Source organism: Geitlerinema sp. PCC 9228 (assembly GCF_001870905.1).
Taxonomy (GTDB): Bacteria; Cyanobacteriota; Cyanobacteriia; order Cyanobacteriales; family PCC-9228; genus PCC-9228.
Window position 1 is genome coordinate 19090 of the sequence record NZ_LNDC01000081.1, and the last position, 17721, is coordinate 36810.

Annotated in this window: 18 protein-coding genes; 6 read left to right on the forward strand and 12 right to left on the reverse strand. The window is 50.3% G+C overall.

The features are described from left to right. Positions 1-100: 100 nt before the first annotated feature. Positions 101-223, reverse strand: coding sequence for a hypothetical protein (locus AS151_RS23055; RefSeq protein ID WP_275527978.1), 123 nt, complete (start codon positions 221-223; stop codon positions 101-103). Positions 224-599: 376 nt separating this feature from the next. Here AS151_RS23055 and AS151_RS06995 point away from each other — a divergent pair, with 376 nt between their 5' ends. Next, the gene (locus tag AS151_RS06995) at positions 600-1817 is read left to right on the forward strand and encodes an HhoA/HhoB/HtrA family serine endopeptidase (protein ID WP_071516331.1); all 1218 of its coding nucleotides are present in this window, start codon (positions 600-602) and stop codon (positions 1815-1817) included. A gap of 148 nt (positions 1818-1965) precedes the next feature. Here AS151_RS06995 and AS151_RS07000 read toward each other — a convergent pair whose 3' ends face one another. The 4 genes from AS151_RS07000 to AS151_RS07015 form a co-directional block, all read right to left on the reverse strand. Continuing rightward, on the reverse strand, positions 1966-2325 hold the full coding sequence (locus AS151_RS07000; RefSeq protein WP_071516332.1) for a DUF760 domain-containing protein: 360 nt from the start codon (positions 2323-2325) through the stop codon (positions 1966-1968). A gap of 103 nt (positions 2326-2428) precedes the next feature. Further along, positions 2429-2941 carry an SMC-Scp complex subunit ScpB gene (gene scpB, locus AS151_RS07005; protein ID WP_071516333.1) on the reverse strand — a complete coding sequence of 171 codons (513 nt, stop codon included), beginning with the start codon at positions 2939-2941 and terminating at the stop codon, positions 2429-2431. 27 nt (positions 2942-2968) lie between these two features. Beyond that, positions 2969-3820: an ABC transporter ATP-binding protein gene (locus tag AS151_RS07010; protein ID WP_071516334.1), complete on the reverse strand. Its 852-nt coding sequence runs from the start codon at positions 3818-3820 to the stop codon at positions 2969-2971. Between the two features lie 148 nt (positions 3821-3968). Next, the gene (locus AS151_RS07015; protein ID WP_071516335.1) at positions 3969-4226 is read right to left on the reverse strand and encodes a TIGR02450 family Trp-rich protein; all 258 of its coding nucleotides are present in this window, start codon (positions 4224-4226) and stop codon (positions 3969-3971) included. A gap of 190 nt (positions 4227-4416) precedes the next feature. Between AS151_RS07015 and dxr the strand changes: the two genes are divergently transcribed. After that, complete coding sequence (gene dxr / locus AS151_RS07020; protein ID WP_071516336.1) at positions 4417-5610, forward strand: 1-deoxy-D-xylulose-5-phosphate reductoisomerase; 1194 nt, start codon at positions 4417-4419, stop codon at positions 5608-5610. Between the two features lie 500 nt (positions 5611-6110). Here the strand turns inward: dxr and AS151_RS07025 are convergent, their stop codons facing one another. Together AS151_RS07025 and AS151_RS07030 are read right to left on the reverse strand one after the other, a co-directional pair. Then, positions 6111-6530, reverse strand: coding sequence for a type IV pilin-like G/H family protein (locus tag AS151_RS07025; RefSeq protein WP_170861335.1), 420 nt, complete (start codon positions 6528-6530; stop codon positions 6111-6113). 165 nt (positions 6531-6695) lie between these two features. Continuing rightward, a complete protein-coding gene (locus AS151_RS07030) occupies positions 6696-7310 on the reverse strand; it encodes a cob(I)yrinic acid a,c-diamide adenosyltransferase (protein WP_071516338.1) in 615 nt (204 codons plus the stop codon). 248 nt (positions 7311-7558) lie between these two features. Here AS151_RS07030 and AS151_RS07035 point away from each other — a divergent pair, with 248 nt between their 5' ends. Beyond that, the gene (locus tag AS151_RS07035; RefSeq protein WP_071516339.1) at positions 7559-8665 is read left to right on the forward strand and encodes a hypothetical protein; all 1107 of its coding nucleotides are present in this window, start codon (positions 7559-7561) and stop codon (positions 8663-8665) included. A gap of 180 nt (positions 8666-8845) precedes the next feature. Here the strand turns inward: AS151_RS07035 and AS151_RS07040 are convergent, their stop codons facing one another. The 3 genes from AS151_RS07040 to wecB all read right to left on the reverse strand — a co-directional run bounded on the left by AS151_RS07040 (position 8846) and on the right by wecB (position 11420). Then, the gene (locus AS151_RS07040; RefSeq protein WP_071516340.1) at positions 8846-9718 is read right to left on the reverse strand and encodes a M56 family metallopeptidase; all 873 of its coding nucleotides are present in this window, start codon (positions 9716-9718) and stop codon (positions 8846-8848) included. Between the two features lie 2 nt (positions 9719-9720). Continuing rightward, the gene (locus tag AS151_RS07045) at positions 9721-10137 is read right to left on the reverse strand and encodes a BlaI/MecI/CopY family transcriptional regulator (protein ID WP_071516371.1); all 417 of its coding nucleotides are present in this window, start codon (positions 10135-10137) and stop codon (positions 9721-9723) included. Positions 10138-10274: 137 nt separating this feature from the next. Next, positions 10275-11420 carry a UDP-N-acetylglucosamine 2-epimerase (non-hydrolyzing) gene (wecB, locus tag AS151_RS07050; protein WP_244532928.1) on the reverse strand — a complete coding sequence of 382 codons (1146 nt, stop codon included), beginning with the start codon at positions 11418-11420 and terminating at the stop codon, positions 10275-10277. An 89-nt stretch (positions 11421-11509) separates the two neighbouring features. On the opposite strand from wecB, the gene AS151_RS07055 reads away from it, so the two are divergent. Together AS151_RS07055 and AS151_RS07065 are read left to right on the forward strand one after the other, a co-directional pair. After that, positions 11510-11980, forward strand: coding sequence for a DNA phosphorothioation-associated protein 4 (locus tag AS151_RS07055; RefSeq protein ID WP_071516341.1), 471 nt, complete (start codon positions 11510-11512; stop codon positions 11978-11980). Between the two features lie 457 nt (positions 11981-12437). After that, positions 12438-13193, forward strand: a complete 756-nt coding sequence (locus AS151_RS07065) for a hypothetical protein (RefSeq protein ID WP_244532929.1) — start codon at positions 12438-12440, stop codon at positions 13191-13193. 91 nt (positions 13194-13284) lie between these two features. On the opposite strand, the gene AS151_RS07070 is transcribed toward AS151_RS07065, so the two are convergent. Next, positions 13285-14760: a DUF4335 domain-containing protein gene (locus AS151_RS07070; protein WP_071516344.1), complete on the reverse strand. Its 1476-nt coding sequence runs from the start codon at positions 14758-14760 to the stop codon at positions 13285-13287. A 4-nt stretch (positions 14761-14764) separates the two neighbouring features. Further along, a complete protein-coding gene (locus AS151_RS07075) occupies positions 14765-15328 on the reverse strand; it encodes a DUF3038 domain-containing protein (protein WP_071516373.1) in 564 nt (187 codons plus the stop codon). A gap of 1018 nt (positions 15329-16346) precedes the next feature. Here AS151_RS07075 and AS151_RS07080 point away from each other — a divergent pair. Further along, a complete protein-coding gene (locus tag AS151_RS07080) occupies positions 16347-17627 on the forward strand; it encodes an RNA-guided endonuclease TnpB family protein (protein ID WP_071516345.1) in 1281 nt (426 codons plus the stop codon). Positions 17628-17721: the final 94 nt, after the last annotated feature.

A 17721-nucleotide genomic window follows, 5' to 3' on the forward strand; every position in this document is an offset into this window, starting at 1 on the left:
CGGAGTCTGCTACGAGACCAAGGCTGGACGAACCGAACGCAATCAACACGAATGTCGATTTTTGTCCAGTGATTAGGTTAGTCTGGAGTGGGATTTTGCTTTAGTGAGCTGAGCCGTTTCCGTGATAGTTATCGGTGTCGTAAAAGCCGTTTTGGGTTCCGAAAAACAGGCAAGCGACGATAAACAGGATGCTGAGCACGGAAAGAACCAATTTCGTTTCCATAGGAAGTTTTTGCCTATCTATTTGTTCGACAAATGTCTCGCCAGCAGCACGATGGCTTTCTTTTTCATTGTGCCACGAATGGCGACAGAAAGGCTACAGCGGCAGCTGGCAAGGGAAGAAATGCCTAGATGTTTTTACCACGAAAGGGCGCGCCTGGGGAATTTTTTTAGGAAAATTCGATCGATTTAGGCGTTTTTCCCCTCAGACGTAGCGTTTGTTGCTGTTCGTTAGGGGAATTTTTCGTATAAATAGGAAATTCCTACATGGTTTTTTCCCAGGTTTTAAACGTAGAATTAAGATAGACAGCCCCAAGATGCGGCTTTTCTGTCTATATTTCTATCTTTTATCAAACTAGGTTGCTAGTTGGTATATTTTTATGAAATTGCCTTGGAAACAGTGGATTGTCTATGTATCCTTGCTGGCGTTGGGGGGTAGTGGCGGTTTCTTTTTCAACCGTTATTTAGAAGCGGAACATCGCCAAAAGCAAGACCAAGAAGCCGTGCGCGTGGTGTTGAAGAAACAACCCGAGCGGGACTTTTCCTCATTGCCACGCCGTCAGAGTCCGGTTTCTTCCCGTCCGAATTTTATTGCCAAAGCGGTGGAAAAAGTGGGACCGGCGGTGGTGCGGTTGGATGCGGTGAGAACGGTAGAATCAGAAGCCGAACATCCCCTGAATAATCCTTTATTTCGGCGGTTTTTTGGCGATCGCATGCCGCCAGAACGCAAACGCATCGAACAGGGAACCGGTTCGGGATTTATTTATCGCCAAGATGGCTACATTCTTACCAATGCCCATGTGGTGAAAAACGCCAATCGGGTGCAGGTTTCCCTCAAAGACGGTCGTACCCTGGAAGGGGAGGTCTTGGGAACCGACGAACTTACCGATATTGCCGTGGTAAAAATTGACGCCCAAGCCTTGCCCACTGCTGAGGGAGGCGATTCCGAAAAATTGGTGCCCGGTCAGTGGGCGATCGCGATCGGCAATCCTTTAGGATTGGACAATACAGTTACGGTTGGGATTATCAGTGCCCTGGGGCGTTCTAGCAAAGAAGTGGGGATTGGCAACAAGCGGGTGCGTTTTATTCAAACCGACGCTGCCATCAATCCCGGCAATTCCGGCGGACCTTTGCTCAACGACCGCGGCGAAGTCATTGGTATCAATACCGCCATTCGCGCCAACGCCCAAGGGTTGGGTTTTGCCATCCCCATCGAAACCGCCAAACGCATTGCCCAACAAATTGTCACCAAGGGCACGGCCGACCATCCGTTTTTGGGAATTCAGATGGTGGATTTGACCCCAGAAAATCGGCAGCAACTGGCCAGCCGTTTGGGAGATGAAGTGAAAATTCCTCCCACCACCGGCGTTTTGATTGTTAGAGTGCTGCCCGGTTCGCCGGCGGCAACAGCTGGATTGCGTCAAGGGGATGTCATCCTCCAAGTGGGCGGTCAACCGGTGAAAACCGCTACCGACGTGCAAGCAGCGGTGGATGCCACGGAAGTGGGAACCCAACTAGATGTAGAAGTCAAACGGGATGGGGAACAAGTCACTGTTACCGCCAAAACCGGTTCGTTTCCCAGCCATTTGGCAGATTAATCCCCGGCATGCAGCCATCAGCTAGGAAGGGGGCGATGGTATCGCCATGGGGGGTTGGCTGGTGAGGGGAGATGGGAACGACCCAAAAGGGAATGCCAGAGATCCCCAACTTCCCAAGCTGAGCTGGCATGCGGCTATTTGGTGAATGTTACTGTTCGTGCTTATCGGTGTCTTCCCCAGAACGGTCGCTGGGGTCGGAGGTGTTGAGATGGGCTTCTAGTTCCATGCGTTGTTCCATTTGACGAAGGAAGTATCCCGTCATCATGGCGGAAGCTAGCAAGCCGGACATGTTATCGGAATCGGTGGAAATTTGGACTTTGAACTGTTCGCTGGGAAGAGCTCCCATTAACCCACGTACGTTTTGAGAGATAATGTCTTTGATTTCTGGACTGATGGATTTAGCCACCCGTGCTAGGACTTCTGGAGACTGTTCTTGCAAATACTCTAAAAGTGCATTTTCTTGTTCTTCGTCATCGTGGGCGTTCAGGAAATCAGGGTTAAAAGACATAAGTTCGGCAGTCGTTGGGCTTTCTTTTTACCTATTTCAAGTTTATCGTTCCAAGGCAAGACCTGGTTGGGCGATCGTGGGAAAATCTGGATATTTCGATCGCTTACTGGGCGTTTGAAGCCTCTGAAGTGGTTTGCGCCTGGGAAGTGAGAGCGGATAGGTCGTCCACTTGAAAATATTGGTAAAATTTATCGGTAATTTGCAGCATGTAGGAGCGTCCGTCGGGGGGGCGGCGGCGGCGTACAAATCCCCGCTCTACCAGTTCTTGTACGTGTTGGTAGGCACCGGACCCGCGTACTTCTACCAATTCCGATTGGCGCATGGAACCGGATAGGGCGATCGCGGCGAGGGTCCGCAAACAACCGACCCCCAGTTCCACGGGAATGAGGGTTTGCACCAACTCTTGGAAGGCATCCCGCAGTTGCAGGGCGTAGCCATTTTTGGTTTCTACCACTTCCAAGGCACTCTCCCGGTGGGCATAATCGTCCATGAGCTGGATGAGGGCGTCTTGGACGGCATCGCGATCGCAGTCTGCGTATTGGGCAATTTCAGCCACCGAAAGGGTTTGTCCTTTTAAATACAGAATCGCTTCAATTTTGGCGGCAAGACTAGGCATAGTGGTAGGAGGACTTAGTACCAAGACTCAATCGAGCTGTCGTCCGGTAAGTTCCACAAAAATATCTTCTAGGTTGGATTCGCGTACTAGCATCCCCGTGCGATCGCTTTGGCTGTCCAAATGGGCTTTGGCGGCTTCCAGGGTGGGAAAAAAGATATAATCCCAGCGATCGCCACTTTGTTTCATCACCAACCCTTCTCCGTGTTTTCGGCGCAAATCCTCTAACGTTCCCAACTCAATTAACCGACCGCTATCCATGATGCCAATGCGATCGCACAAATATTCCACTTCTTCCATGTAGTGGGTGGTCAGCAGCATGGTCATTCCTTGCTTGTTCAGGTCGCGAATAATCTCCCACAGGCGGCGGCGGGTTTGCGGGTCCAAGCCCACAGTGGGTTCGTCGAGAAACAAAATCTCCGGCTGGTGCAACATGGCTCTAGCCAATTGCAAGCGACGCTTCATGCCACCGGAAAGCTCTTTCACCAAACTGTTCTGCCGCTCAGCCAGTTCCACATACTCCAACCAGCGTTCGATGGCGGTTCGGCGTTTGGCTTTGGGGATATGGTGGAGCTTACCGTGAAATTCCATATTCTCCCAAACTGACAAATCCATGTCTACGCTGGTTTGCTGCAAAACTACGCCGATGCGTTCTTTTACTTGTCTGGCATGGCGGCTGACATCGTACCCACCGATGTAAATGTCTCCTGCGGTGGGTTTGGTAAGTGTGGTCAGCATGCGGATGGTGGTAGATTTTCCGGCCCCGTTGGGTCCCAACAGGCCAAACATTTCCCCCGCGTCGATGGTAAAGGAAATATCGGTGACCACGGGGACGCGATTGTAAATTTTGCGAATGTTTTGCAGGGAAACAGCTGCGCCCATAGAGCGTATTGTAAGCGTATTCTCGTTGGATGGTGGACTTCGGCAAACCGCGAGGCAAACCAGGCTGCTACGATGCCCAGCGATGGAAGTAGCAAGCCATACAACCTTTTCTAAGCTAGCATGTTTTGCCATGTTTCCAGCTTTGGCTTTAGGAAATTTCCTCGTCTGCTTCTGCTTGCTCTTGCAGGGATTTCCAACCCGGTTCCCAGAGCTGGCGGTCTTTGAGCTGTTTGGCGTTTAACCAAAAACGTACGCTGGGGTCGCAGGAGGCAATCATTTCGGCGAACACCCATTTGCCTTTGTCTTGACGGTTGACCACTTCAAAATGTCGCCATCCCCAGGTTGCTTGTTTGGCTGTCCATTTGGACCCTACCAGATGGGGGAATTTTCGTTTTTGTTTGCCCATGGCTTTGGTTGGCTGAAAGTTGGTAGCGGTTGCGGCAATTTCATGTACTTTAGCGTTGCTGGGGAAGTTGTGGGAAGGGGCACTTTTCCCTGGGATGGCGTGGTTTTCTTTGTGCTAGGGTACTAGGATGCGTGCGAGCGATCGCCAAAAATTTATAGTAGAAACTGTTGCTATTCCAAAAAAATAAACCGTGAAAGCAATTACAATTCTTGGTTCTACCGGTTCCATTGGTACTCAAACTTTAGAAATTGTCCGTCAGTATCCCGATCGCTTTCGGGTAGTCGGTCTAGCTACCGGACGCAATGTCGAACAGCTAGCGGCCCAAATTCGCGAATTCCAACCGCAAATCGCCGCCATTCACGACGAAACCCTGCTACCGGATTTGCAAGCCGCGATCGCGGATCTGTCTTTCCCTCCCCAACTGTTGGCTGGCATTTCTGGGGTAACGGAAGTGGCCCGCTATGGGGATGCGGAGGCTGTGGTTACTGGCATTGTTGGTTGTGCGGGGTTGTTGCCGACCATTGCCGCTATCAAGGCTGGGAAAGATATTGCCCTGGCGAATAAGGAAACTTTAATTGCTGGCGGTCCGGTGGTGAATCCCTTGGTGGAAGAATACGGTGTGCGGTTATTGCCGGCTGACTCGGAACACTCGGCCATTTTCCAATGCCTGCAAGGGGTTCCCGACCGAAGTTTGCGTCGCATTCTGCTCACGGCTTCTGGCGGCGCGTTCCGGGATTGGCCTCCGGAAAGTTTGTCGCAAGTGACGGTTGCCGATGCCATCAAACATCCCAATTGGTCCATGGGTAAGAAGATTACAGTGGATTCGGCAACTTTGATGAATAAAGGACTGGAGGCGATCGAGGCTCACTATCTGTTCCATTTGGATTACGATAGTATTGAAATTGTGGTGCATCCCCAAAGCATCATTCACTCGCTGATCGAATTGCAAGATACGTCGGTGCTGGCGCAGTTGGGATGGCCGGATATGCGGTTGCCTTTGCTGTATTCGCTTTCCTGGCCGGAACGGTTGTATACGAATTGGGAACCGTTGGATTTGGTGAAAGCTGGAGATTTGACATTCCGCGAACCGGACCGTAAGAAATATCCTTGTATGGAACTGGCTTACGCAGCTGGGCGTGCGGGGGGTTCCATGCCAGCGGTTTTAAATGCTGCCAACGAACAAGCGGTTTCTTTGTTTTTGGCCGAGAAGATTGCTTTTTTGGATATTCCCCGCGCCATCGAATATACTTGCGATCGGCATCGGGAAGAACACGTTGCCCATCCTTCTCTAGACGATATTTTGGCGGTGGATACTTGGGCACGCCAAGAGGTCAAAGATGCTTTGGAAACTGGGAAGTTACAACAAGTTCAGCTAACGGGGTAAAATTTTGGTTCGATTCAAATCAAACTGGTTTTGAGCAGAGAAGTATAAATGTTTTCCGGAAGGAGACCGGCTGGCGTCGGTCTTTTTTTTGTTTTTGTCGGGAATTGGGGGGGGGAATTTTGAAAGAGAATGCTGCGTGTTTGGTTAAGAATTGTCAAAATTGCTCTTGATTTTTTCTTGTTTGCTGGTTATAATTAAGGGTGACATAGGACGAGGGGACTCGTCATAAAAAAGGGGGAGTTTAATGAGACACTTCAACCCAAACATCTAACCTGCGCCAAAATAGTTTTATTATTTTTGCCCTGCCTAGATGTTTGAGCGAAGGAACCCAAACGAACCTTCCCCTCCGGCAGTGGCACCAGAAAATCCCACTTTTTAACTCGAGCAAAACTTTCTCCGGTGGAACCTCCTGCAGCAATCCTGCCTAGAATTCCATATGCAATTGTATACATTTTAATATAGCATAAATTCGCAGTTTTGACAAGAACTTTTCCAACTATTTATTTAGATCGAATTTTCGTAAAATCAGGCGGACATGCTAGAGGGGAACCTTGCGATCGCCGCGAGGCTACGGCGGGAAATACCTGGGAAGAAATAGCAATGTCAGTTAGTGCCAGGTCGGTTTTGCAAGTAAGGCTAGAAACGCCGTTGCCGGGGGTACGCACTTCCAACAGAGCGATATAGCTGGGCAACTGCGATCGTTGAGCTTGTGCCACATGCATCACCAAAGTTTTATCAACAATGCGAATCGTATAGCGATAGGGAGTTTGCTTGTGGAGAGCAATATTCAAATCCCCAACACTAGAAGCAAAATAGGAATTATCCAAACGATAAGCCTGCTGGCTTCGGTTCATTTTGGTTAAATTTTCCAAAACTTGGGCAGAAGACTGACGCTCGCAGCCAAGAATCGTTGCCAGCAAAGCAACAACTGCAAAAAATTGTATCCGGGAAAATCTCCAATTCGTCGTATAGATAGCCATTTTCAAAACAGCGATGGCTGATTGGCTGAAAACTACAAACAAGATCCCCAACCTTCCCCCGACTTAGGAGAAAGTTGGGCGCATCGTCAAGCAAACCAAGACATTTTAGTATTCAATTCCCATCTGTGCGGGAACACCTTGGCTAACGTGGTGTTTAATGCGGGTCATTTCGGTAACCAAATCGGCAATATCTATGAGAGACTGGGGGGCGTAGCGTCCGGTACTCACCACATGAGCGTGATGGGGACGGTTTTGAATGGCGGTTTGTATGGGTTCTACCTGCAACTGTGCTTTGTGCAGGGCAACGTGCAATTCGTCAAGCAACACCAAAGAAATTTCTGGATGGCTGATAAATTGGCTGGCTTGCTGCCAAGCATCTTCCGCCTTTTTCCGGTCGAGATCGGGGTCTTGGGTTTCCCAGCTAAAGCCGCCACCAAGGGTATAGATTTGTACCGGGAAACCGGCGGCTTGCAATTTTTGCAGCATCATGCGATCGCCGTCGGGGTAGGAATGGGAATCTTTCACAAATTGCACCACAGCTACTGGTCGTTCGTGGGCTAAATGGCGGTATACCATATTCATAGCACTGCTGGTTTTGCCTTTGCCCAGGCCGGTAAATAAAAGATACAATCCTTTTTCGTTACCTTCGCGGCGACGGCGTGCTTTGTCTTTTGCCGCTTTGATTTTTTGCAAACGTTCTTTTACGCTTGGATCGGTCATTTTACCAATAAAAAGTCAAAATTTCTAAAATTGGTCAATTTGGTTTATGGTAGCAAATTTTTTCTGCTTGACCTAGGTTTTGGGAGAAGTTCGTTGCTGTAGCCTGGGGTGGCATTTTGGCCGGTTGCCCTATGGGAAAATTGATATGATAGGCATACTGTCTATCCCAGTAGGAATTGGCTGTCAAATAGCCAACAGGTGGCGCAACGTTCGAGAACCATCAATTTCTTTTTGGCTGGAGGAAGGAAATGCGATCGCCCAATCCAAACCAGGTTGCCGGGGAACAGCCACAAAAGTCGGTTTTGCAAATTATTCCCAAAGTCTCGACGGAGATTTGTTCTGTAAGCAATTATGCCTTTCATTTAGCCAAAAAGCTCTGGCAAGATTCCCAAATAAGTTCCCATTTTTTGGTCTGCCAAGTCAGCGATCGCGCTTCTGTCACCCAGACAGATTTTCCGGTGCTGATTTTACCACAAAAGACCTCAAAGTCGTTTTTGGAGCAAATCCCTCCAGAAGTGACTCATATTCTCCTACACTACAGCGGTGCTGCTTATGCCAAGGGAAAAATGGATGCTCCGTTTTGGCTGCAGGAAGGATTGCAAGCGGTGCGGCGATCGCGGCAGGTGCAAGTTTTGGTCATTTTCCACGATATGCCAGTGGCTGAGTTTCAGCAAATGAAATGGGTTAACCCCATTGGGGGGATGGTGGCTTATCGCATTGCCCAACAGGCGGATGTGGCGATCGCGTTGAACGTTCGCTTGCAGGCGATTTTAGAAAAATGGTTGCAACGGGAGGTACGCTGTCTGCCCCAACCAGATTATTTAGAAAAACCACCGATTATTCCTCCTTTGCGCGATCGGTATCGGCGTGCTGTTGTCTTGGGCAGTCACTCTCCTCTGCGCTGCCACCAGCAAAAGTGCGATGACGTTGCCCAAACTTGCCGCGATTTAGGGATGCAAGAAATTTATTATATTGCACCTACCTTGCAAGTACAAGTAGCTGCTTCTCCCCAGTTTGATTGGGTCGATCGAGGAAAAATGCAGCCCAGCGAGATTGGTTGGATTTTGCTTAATGCTTGGATTGGTTTTTTTAGTGCCAAAACCGCCAGCCACTTGGAACGTTCGGAAACTTTTGCTGCTTACTGCGCCCACGGTGTCGTTCCCATTGGCATGAATGGAGTTCCGGAGACGGTGGGCTCTCTGAAACGGGGCACCCACTACCTGCAAATTCCGGTGGTGACGAAGACCAATGAAGATCGGCTTCAGGGGGTTGCCGATCGCGCCCACCAGTGGTATCGCGATCGCTGCTGGCATCGAAATGCCCAATTCGTGGCAGCTCTAATTCAAAAGCAATAGTTGTCAATACAAAGTATTGATTTTGTCCCCATAAATAAAATATTATTTTTGCGCAGGCTAGATGTTTGGGTAAAGGCGTCCCCAAACCTCCCCTTTTTTACGGCAATACTGCCCTATGTCATCCCCTATTATAAAACTTATCAAAAAAATTGTCAACCCTGCCTATGGAAACTCATTTAATTAATAATGAAAAGGCGCGATCGCCAAAGGTAAAAACGATACGGCTACCCACAACCAGCAACGGCAGGGGACTTCCGGCGGTGATTCCGTAGGGTCGAGCAGAGCATCGATCCGTTCCAGCAAGCGGTTGTCGGGGTAGGCACAGCTAAAGGCCGTACCGAGATTTTCCGTAGTTTCTGTATCGGGAAGGGAATGCTGCACCACTTGCAATAGCGATTCCGCTAGGGTGAGCGGATCCACCCGTTGGCTTGCCCAAGCATCGGCGCGAATTTCTCGCAACAGGAGCAACTCCTGCCAGAGCAACTCCGTATGCGGCAGCCAGGAACAGCAGCGGCGCATCCATCCCAACCAAAAGAACCAAAACGGGTCCCGGTAATATTCGTGACCCTGTTCGTGGGTTAAAACCGCGTGCAACCGCTCGCGATCGAGCAATGCCAGCATGCCGCGGCTAACCACCAGCGATCGCTGCCAGCATCCCACCAAAGCACTGTAGGCAATGGGCGTCTCTAACAAGCGAAACGAAATACCTTCCCAGACCTGTTGGGGATAGGTGTGTACCTTTTGCTGCAAATTCCAAGTTTGCCAAGCCAAGCAAACGAGCTGTCCCATGGCAAATATGAGAAATTCCCAAGCAAGAATATAGCTTACCCACCCAGCTTTACCCCAGACCATACCGCCCACCGGTCCCATCCAAACAATAGAAACCGCGGTCATAAACAGCAGCAAAGGGGGCAACAAAAAAGCTACCAAAGCACGTAAATGGCGTTGGGGGTAAGTTTGGGACTTACGGTTCTCAGCAGTTGCCTGCCAACTGTAGCCGTATCGCACCGCCAAAGAGATAGCCAAAACCATGGCGATCGCGCTTGCGTGCATGCTTAGTCCTCCCTCGCTTGTCGCTGTGCTTGTAACCGTTGGGCGATCGCTTGGATTTGTTCCAAACTAGCTTGGTCCAAACTATCGGCAAAAGCAGCTACCACATCGGGATTGCCCACAGCCAGAAACTCCTGTAGTTGCTGGTGGGCTTTGAGCATTTGTGCTTGGTGGCGGGAAACCGTGGGACTCCAGCGAAACGCCCGATTGGACGTATCGCAAACCAGCCAGCCCTTTTTCGTGAGGCGGCGCAACACCGTCATCACCGAAGCGTAAGCCAGTTCGCGGTCTGGGTCTTTGAGAATGCGGTCGTGGATTTGTTTGGCCGTTGCCCCATCCAAATCCCAAATAATCTGCATTATCTCCGTTTCCAGGGTGCCCAAGGAAAGTTGTTTGGGGCGATTTTCTGGTAAAGGAACCATGGGTGCAAAAGCGTTGTCGGTGGAACAATCAAAAATCAGAAACAACAAAACTTAAGGACAGTCGTCGCGATCGCGCTGCCTTTTCTTCTAGGATACCAAGCCAAGAACCATCCCTGCATCTCCTTTGAAACCTACCCCTAGCAAAATGCTTCTACAATTCGCACGATTCTCTGGGCCGCCAAACCATCCCCAAAGGGATTGGTAGCATTTGCCATAGCTGCATAAGCTTGCTCATCAGCCAATAAAGATTGCGCCGCCGCCAGGATACCATCGCTGTGGGTCCCCACCAACTTGGCCGTTCCCGCCGCGATCGCTTCCGAACGTTCCGTCGTCTCCCGCAACACCAGCACCGGCTTGCCCAAACTAGGGGCCTCCTCCTGCAAGCCTCCCGAATCTGTCAAAACCAAATAGCAACCCTGCATCGCCCCCACCAAAGCCTGATAATCCAACGGTTCCGTCAAAAAAATACGGGGATGGTCTTGCAAAGCTGCCCGCAGGGGGTCGCGAACCTGGGGATTGCGATGTAAGGGCAATAGCAAAGCCGTATCTGCGAAAGCATCGACAATCTGGCGCAAGCCTTGAGCAATTCCCCGTAACGTCTTTCCCCAACTTTCCCGCCGGTGAATCGTTGCCAACAAAACCCGATATCGCTGCCAATCCAACCCCGGTACCTCGCAGCGGGGATTTCCCTTCGCCACCGCCAGCAACGCATCGATGACCGTATTGCCCGTTTGGTGAATCCTGCCAACAACGCCCGAGTTGCGTAAATTATCCACAGCCAGTGCCGTAGGGGCAAAATGCAGCTGGGCAATTTGGGAAATCAAGCGGCGGTTGGCTTCTTCCGGGTAGGGATGAAATAAATTATTGGTACGCAACCCCGCCTCCACGTGAGCCACAGGAAATTTCTGGTAAAAAGCCGCCAAAGCCGCAGCAAAAGCCGTGGTTGTATCCCCCTGAACCAACACCAAATGCGGTTGAATTTTCGCAAACAGCGATTCCAACCCCGTCAGGCTGCGACAGGTGATATCCCCTAACGTCTGGGAGGCTTGCATAATTTCTAAATCGTAGTCGGCGTGCAGTTGAAACAGCTGCATCACCTGAGCTACCATTTCCTTATGCTGTCCGGTTAGAATCACATGGGGACAAAACTGGGGGGACCGTTGAAACGCAGCAATAACTGGTGCCAGCTTGATAGCTTCTGGGCGCGTTCCGAGAACGATACAAATGGGAAATGGCATAGGAAAGTTAAAATCTAGCCAATTGGGAAAGCGTGCAATGGACATAGAGCCAAACACTCTTATTTTAGCAAAATTGGGAACCCCAAAAACCACTCATTCCGTCATTAACCAACGGGAACCACGTTTTGGCAGCCATGGCACCATCAAGAATTCGCATTGCCCAGGATAAAGCTGATTTGGTCAAAGCCCTAACAGCGACCGATAGCAAAACCGGTTTGTTTTCTACCTATGCCGATGCGGTTTTGTTTGCAGCAGCTTTGGGAGTCAAGCGGGGCAAACGGGAACCCTTGCAAAGCATTTCCAAACGCGAACCGGGCCCCATCTCCCAAGATTATTTTGTCAATCGCGGTTACGATGCAATCGTGGATCTAATTGCCATTGGCGAAATCAAAGAAAAAGAGATTTTAGCCAATAGCAATCCGGACTCCCAAGCCCAACGCATACAGATTTTTGAAGAGTATGCCAATGGTGGGTTGGAAATTTTGCGCGACGAACTGAAAGGGGCGATCGATTATGCCGAGCAAATTCTGCTGATGATGGTTGGGGAACGGTTCCATACGGAGGAATCCGGACAAAAAAGTTTCGATCTAAGTCGTTTTTTATGATTTTTGTGATATTGGGCAGTAGGTTTGGCATCAATGGGTCACACCTTCAAGGGACAACATCCAAAGGGGATTCTCGATCGCCAGAAGGGGCACTACCATTCAAACCAGTCTCTGCGTTGGCGAGGTATCTGCCAATCGATTGTTGTGTTTTTTAACAATTTCCCGTCAAACCCAGGAGAAAATGATAAGCTAAAAAATAGCATCTTGTATGACATTGAAAATACACAAAGATTCGCGGAAGCCACCAGCAGCAGGAAAATCCAGCTATTTTCCTAGTCGTCTGTGTTGTGCTTTCGTGGTTTTACGTCGGTGCGTCGCTCATTTGTAGGCGTTCATCCTCACACTTTCTGCGTCGTCTACAAGCTTCTATTGCTCAATGTTAAATACCATCCTCTTGCGTAAAAGTCTGCTGAGACTTACGGCGATCCTGGCGGTTCTAAGCGTACCTTTTGCAGGTATGTCTGAAAGTGCCGCCTCACCTTCTGAAACCACAGAGACTCGTGGCTCTGAGTCCTCCATGGCCGAATCGTCAGTTCCTCAAGACCCTCTTGGCAGCCGCCATCCCATTCCCTGGCGCTGGATTATTAATACGCACCAAGAGGTGAGTTCCCAAAGCGGGTCGGGCGTCCGTTACTACCGCAGCCAATCTCTGGTTTCTCCGGACGGTCAGTATGCTGCCTACAGCCGGATTAAATTGCGCGTCCAACCGGAGTTGTATCGCAGCCACGTGAGCAGTGTGTTATTTGTAGAAAACCTGCAAAACGGACATCTGCGTGCCATTACGCCCACTTCTCCTTTTGCCGACCACCCGTTTGCCGTTGCTGCTTCTGAAGTGCCCCAAGGCGCGATGTCCATTTTGGTACCTGTTTCTTGGTCTTCAGGGGGCGATCGCGTTTTGGCTAGGGAGTTTGAAGGGATTTTCAACTCTTCAGTCGCTTCCGATTATGCTGTGATTTGGGACCGGCAACAAGACCGTACAGCCACCATCGCCCCCAATAACATTGAATACACCAATGCCATTTTGTTGGGATGGAGCCAAAACCATAACAATAGCGTTCTGTTTCGCGCCGGCATCATGGGCGAACCGCAATGGTCCCTATGGGCAGTTAATTTCGACGGCACCACGGTAGCCGCCAACCAAGACGAAGCTGTCTTATTTGGTCGCACGGCCGATAAAGTTTGGTCGGGACCGCAGCAAGCTTACTGGCAGTAGCAACCGTGCGGTTGAACCCCAAACAAATCTTATGCCAACCTACTTGTTGCCGGGTCAAGCCCCAACTCAAGTAGGTTTTTCTTTATGTTTTTTAGGGGAATCCATGCCAGGGGCTGACTTCCAGGGTTCCCCCCGGCTGAAACACCAGGCGAAACTCGGCCACTCGAGCGCGCCTCACGGCACCGTTTTCATCCCGGGCCAGTCTTTGCGCGGGCTCCAGCAAACCGGCGAGGGGGGTTCGGGAAACTTGCTGGCGAGCGGATTGGGTTTGGGCTTCGTAGTCGATCATGGCACCCGACTGGCTCATTTCCACCCGATATTCCAAAGGTTCGTCAAAGGTGGGGTCTTCCGGTAGGGCCTCGGTAACCTTCTCGATCAGGCGGTCCTGCAAGTCCAAAATGGTGGCTGCATCCTGAATTTCCGGCGGCGGGTCGGGTTCGGAAATATAACCGCGCCAGGGACTAACTTCTAAATTGCCGTTTTCGGTAAATACCACCCGGAACAGGGCGACGGATTCTGGGGCGGCTGCCTCTTCGGAGGTGGGCAGATACACCAAATCTGGCAGGGGCGTGCTCTCTGTTTGCTGTTCGGCAGGGGCGTTGAGATGTTTGTAGCCTAGAATAGCACCATCGCTGCCCACGCCAACTTGGTATTCTAAGTCTTCTACATATTCTCGATTGTCCCAAGCTTTTTCTAATTCGTTATAAAGCTGCCATTTCAAAGCTTCTAACTGGTTGGGGTCGGTGATTTCCGGCCGAATGGACAAAGCCGCCTGTAGTTCTTCTACGGAAGGGGGAGTTGGCGTGGCGGTTTCCGATGCTGGCGCTTCGGGAGTGGGTTCTACGGTGGGTTCGCCCTCGAGGGTGGGTTCGGGGTTGGTGGCGCTGTTTTGGGGAGAGGGCTGGGGAGTTGGTGTGGTGGCTGGCGAAGTTGAGGTTGGGTTTTGGTCTTGGGAATCGGGAAGTAGTTGTTGCGGGCGTTTGACTTCGGGATAGGGCATCCAGAAAAAGACCGCTCCCGCGATCGCGACGCCGGCGATGCCTACTGCTGCTGGCAAGACCTGTTGGTTGGGGTCGCTGCTGCGTTGGACGTACTGTTTGGGCAGCGGTTGCAGTTGTAGGGAAAGATGGGGCAGGGTCAATCGGTCCGCCAGCAATTGGTCGATCGCTTCTAGCAGGTCGAATAATTCTAATGTGGAAAGATAGATCTGTTGGACCTGGCGATCGCTGCTTTCCCCTTCCATGGAGGAACTTTCCGGATATACCAACAAACAGTGACGGTTGCCTTCCACCGGTTGCAACTGTACCGCTGGTATAGTACCGCCCAAACCAGCCAGCGATCGCGTTTGACTCAAAAACTCTTGGGCGTAGCGACTTACAGCCGCCACCAACCCCTGCAAAAATTCCATGCCACCGCCCACTTGTTGCTCCTGGGTGTGAAAATGGCACTGGGCGTCAATCAGAATTGACATCACATCCAGACTCGGTTGGGTGTAGCTTTGCGAGTCCGTTAGTCCTTCCAAAACCAAAGTACAGTTGGGCAGCTGGTACTGACGTTGAATCGTCATGCCGTTACACCTCTCCCTCAAACAAACTCATCCACAGCCTTTGCATGCCGTAGGTACCGGTACAAAATAAAAGCTGCCCCAACAATCCCATCGCCAGCTCGTTGAGGCGTTCGTCACTGCTGTAGGCGGCAACAGCACTGCGGCGGAGATTCATGCGGGAACGATAGTGAGAGCGAAAACGCTCCAAATACTGGGAAATACGTAGATGTTGCCGGTAGGGAATTTGTTTTTCCTGCAATTTTCGATCGTCCACCAACAACTGGCGAATGGTAAAGGTTAGCCGCCGACTGAGATGGCAAACAATCGCCACCAACGCTTTGCCTTCCTGCCAACGCAACGTACGCCGCTGGCTGTGGAGACGCCAGGGATTGGCACTGCGCAGCTGCCACAAGGTCACGCGGTTGGGAATAATATCTTCCAACCCCAGCTCTTTGGCTACCTGCAAAAACTCCTCCGAACCGCCCAAGTGCAATGCCTCAATGGCTAGCAAAAGCAAGTCCAATTGCGTCCGCGAGCGTGGCGGGCATTCGCGCTCGTCTAAAGGCGGGTCGGGGAGCATGGCCAGCATGGGAGAGCTAGTTGCTTCCTCCGATACCGGCGCACCGCTGGCCAGATTGACATTTTTGTTGGAATTTGCGGGTGCTCGTTCCACAGAATCGTTCGTCATTCCTATCCTAATTCCTAATCATCCTTTGTTTTTTGACACCATTTCCCTGGCAACTATACCCATTTAAGATACCCATTGTATCCGGGCAACCTATCAGCCATCCCCCTAGCATTCCCACTCCTTTAAAATTATAGAATGTAGGTGGGTGCGACAGAGCAGCTGGCAAGATTTGATTTTCCAATTCGGAAGTCAATTGGCCCGAGAGCCTTTCTGAAGAACCACTGCCGGTGACAAACCTCAACACCCCCGGCTGAAGCACGGGGGCTTCATGCCTCCAGCTTCAGGTAGCTGACCAGCCTAGGTCTTCACTAACTAACTACGTTTTTCAGGTCATGGAACCTACAAATGCTTTCGGTGTTTGTCGCTCTGCCGTTAACGGTTAAACCGCCCTACCAGGGGGAAGGCAGTGCCGTTAGCCCCACCAGCCCTAAAAACATTGGCGAGGAAAATATGATACCGTACAGGGTAGACGATTCCGGCTAAAACACCGAAAGAGCAGAAACTGTACCTCTTTTCGCCCTTTTCGGGCGTGGGGAAGGCAATTCAAGCCGCCGTTCGTGTTTCCTCCCGGTGCGAAAGCGACAGGGCTTGCAAACGTATCGAAGATTTTCCGCGATCCGGTTAGAATATGCCTTGAGCTATGGGCGACAGCCCCGCGCTCTATGCGTCAGCATGAGCAACGGGAAGGATAGCCTGTGACTCGTAGCGAAGCGGAAAGGCACAATGAATCGGGTCGGTTCTGGTTCTCCACGTAATTTTTCAGTTGGGCACCTGTAACTCCCCCACAACTAGCAATAAAGTAAGACTCGTGGTGTGCTTTTAGCTCAGAAACGGCTCTACCACTAGAAACAAAATCATTTTTCATCAATCACCGTACCAATTTTTGCTAAACTGACTTTAACAGCTAGAGAGACAGAGGATGATTCCTTCTTACCAATACCGCTTGAAACCGACCTATGACCAACGGTGTCGAATGACGCGCTGGTTGGATATGCTGAGGTATCAGTATAATTATCTTCTAACTGACAGGTTTGATTGGTGGGAAATGAATCATTGTTCTATCAACGCTTGTCCTTTGGTTAGCAGTATTGCTAAACCAAGAGAAAAACCAACTTATTACGGTCAAAAACGTTCTTTGGTTCAACTAAAAGAGGAAAGACCGTGGTATAAGGAAGTTCATACTCATGTCCTCCAAGATGTAGTTAAGCGGGTTAATTTAGCTTTTCAGCGATGGTTAAAGGGGGATGGCAATGGTAAGCGCAGCGGTAAACCCAGATTTAAGGGGAAGAATCGTTATCGCACTATGGCGTTCTCCTCTATGCCCTCCGACCCCGTTAACGGGAACAGAGTCAAGTTTCCCAAGCTAGGGGAAATCAAATTTATTCGACATCGCCCTCTCCCCGAAGGGGTTAAGGTAAAACGAGCGTTGATTACGAAAAAGGCAGATGGCTGGTATGTCACGCTAACATTAGAGGATAAATCAATCCCAGATTCTGCGACTTTGGACATCAAGACGACTCAAGATAATAATCTTGGTATTGATTCGGGCTGGGAGTGTTTTGTAGCTGGTTCGGACGGGTCTACCAAAGAACCGCGTAGGTTTTACCGTCAAGCTGAAGACAAATTAGCTAAGCTTCAAGTCAACAGAGACAAGAAAGCGGAAGGTTTTAAGCCTCGACGGAAGTTAAACCAACGTATTGCTAAACTTCATCAAAAGATTGCTAGACAACGGAAACAATGGCATTACGAATTAGCTGGAGAACTGTTGGATCGGGCAGATGTTTTATTTGTGGAAGATTTGCAAGGATCCAACATGACGGGTCGAGGCCAACCTAAACAAGATGAAAATGGAAATTATCTCCCCAACCGTTTATCAGCCAGATCGGGACTAAATAAGAGTTTTGCTGATGCGGGGATAGCGGAATTCCTCAATGAAATCCTTTTCTACCAAGCCGAAAAAGCTGGTAAACCAGTCATTAAGGTAAATCCAAAAGGAACGTCTCGGCATTGCTCTAACTGTCTCAACCGAGTCCCGAAAGAGTTATCTGACCGTTGGCATAATAGTTGTCCTCATTGCGGTATTGAACTCCAAAGGGATGTAAACTCAGGAATTTTAATTAAGAAAGTGGGGTGGGGCATCGCCTCACTAAAAAACGCGAATCCCTCTAAAGGGAGGAGAAGCCAGCAGCGTACCGCGTAGCGGTCGCTGTCTGGAGTATGTCACTATGTCACTAATCTTGGCCTGGGAACTGGCCAAATTCGCTAGTGCAACCGCAATTCTACCAAGTCAATTT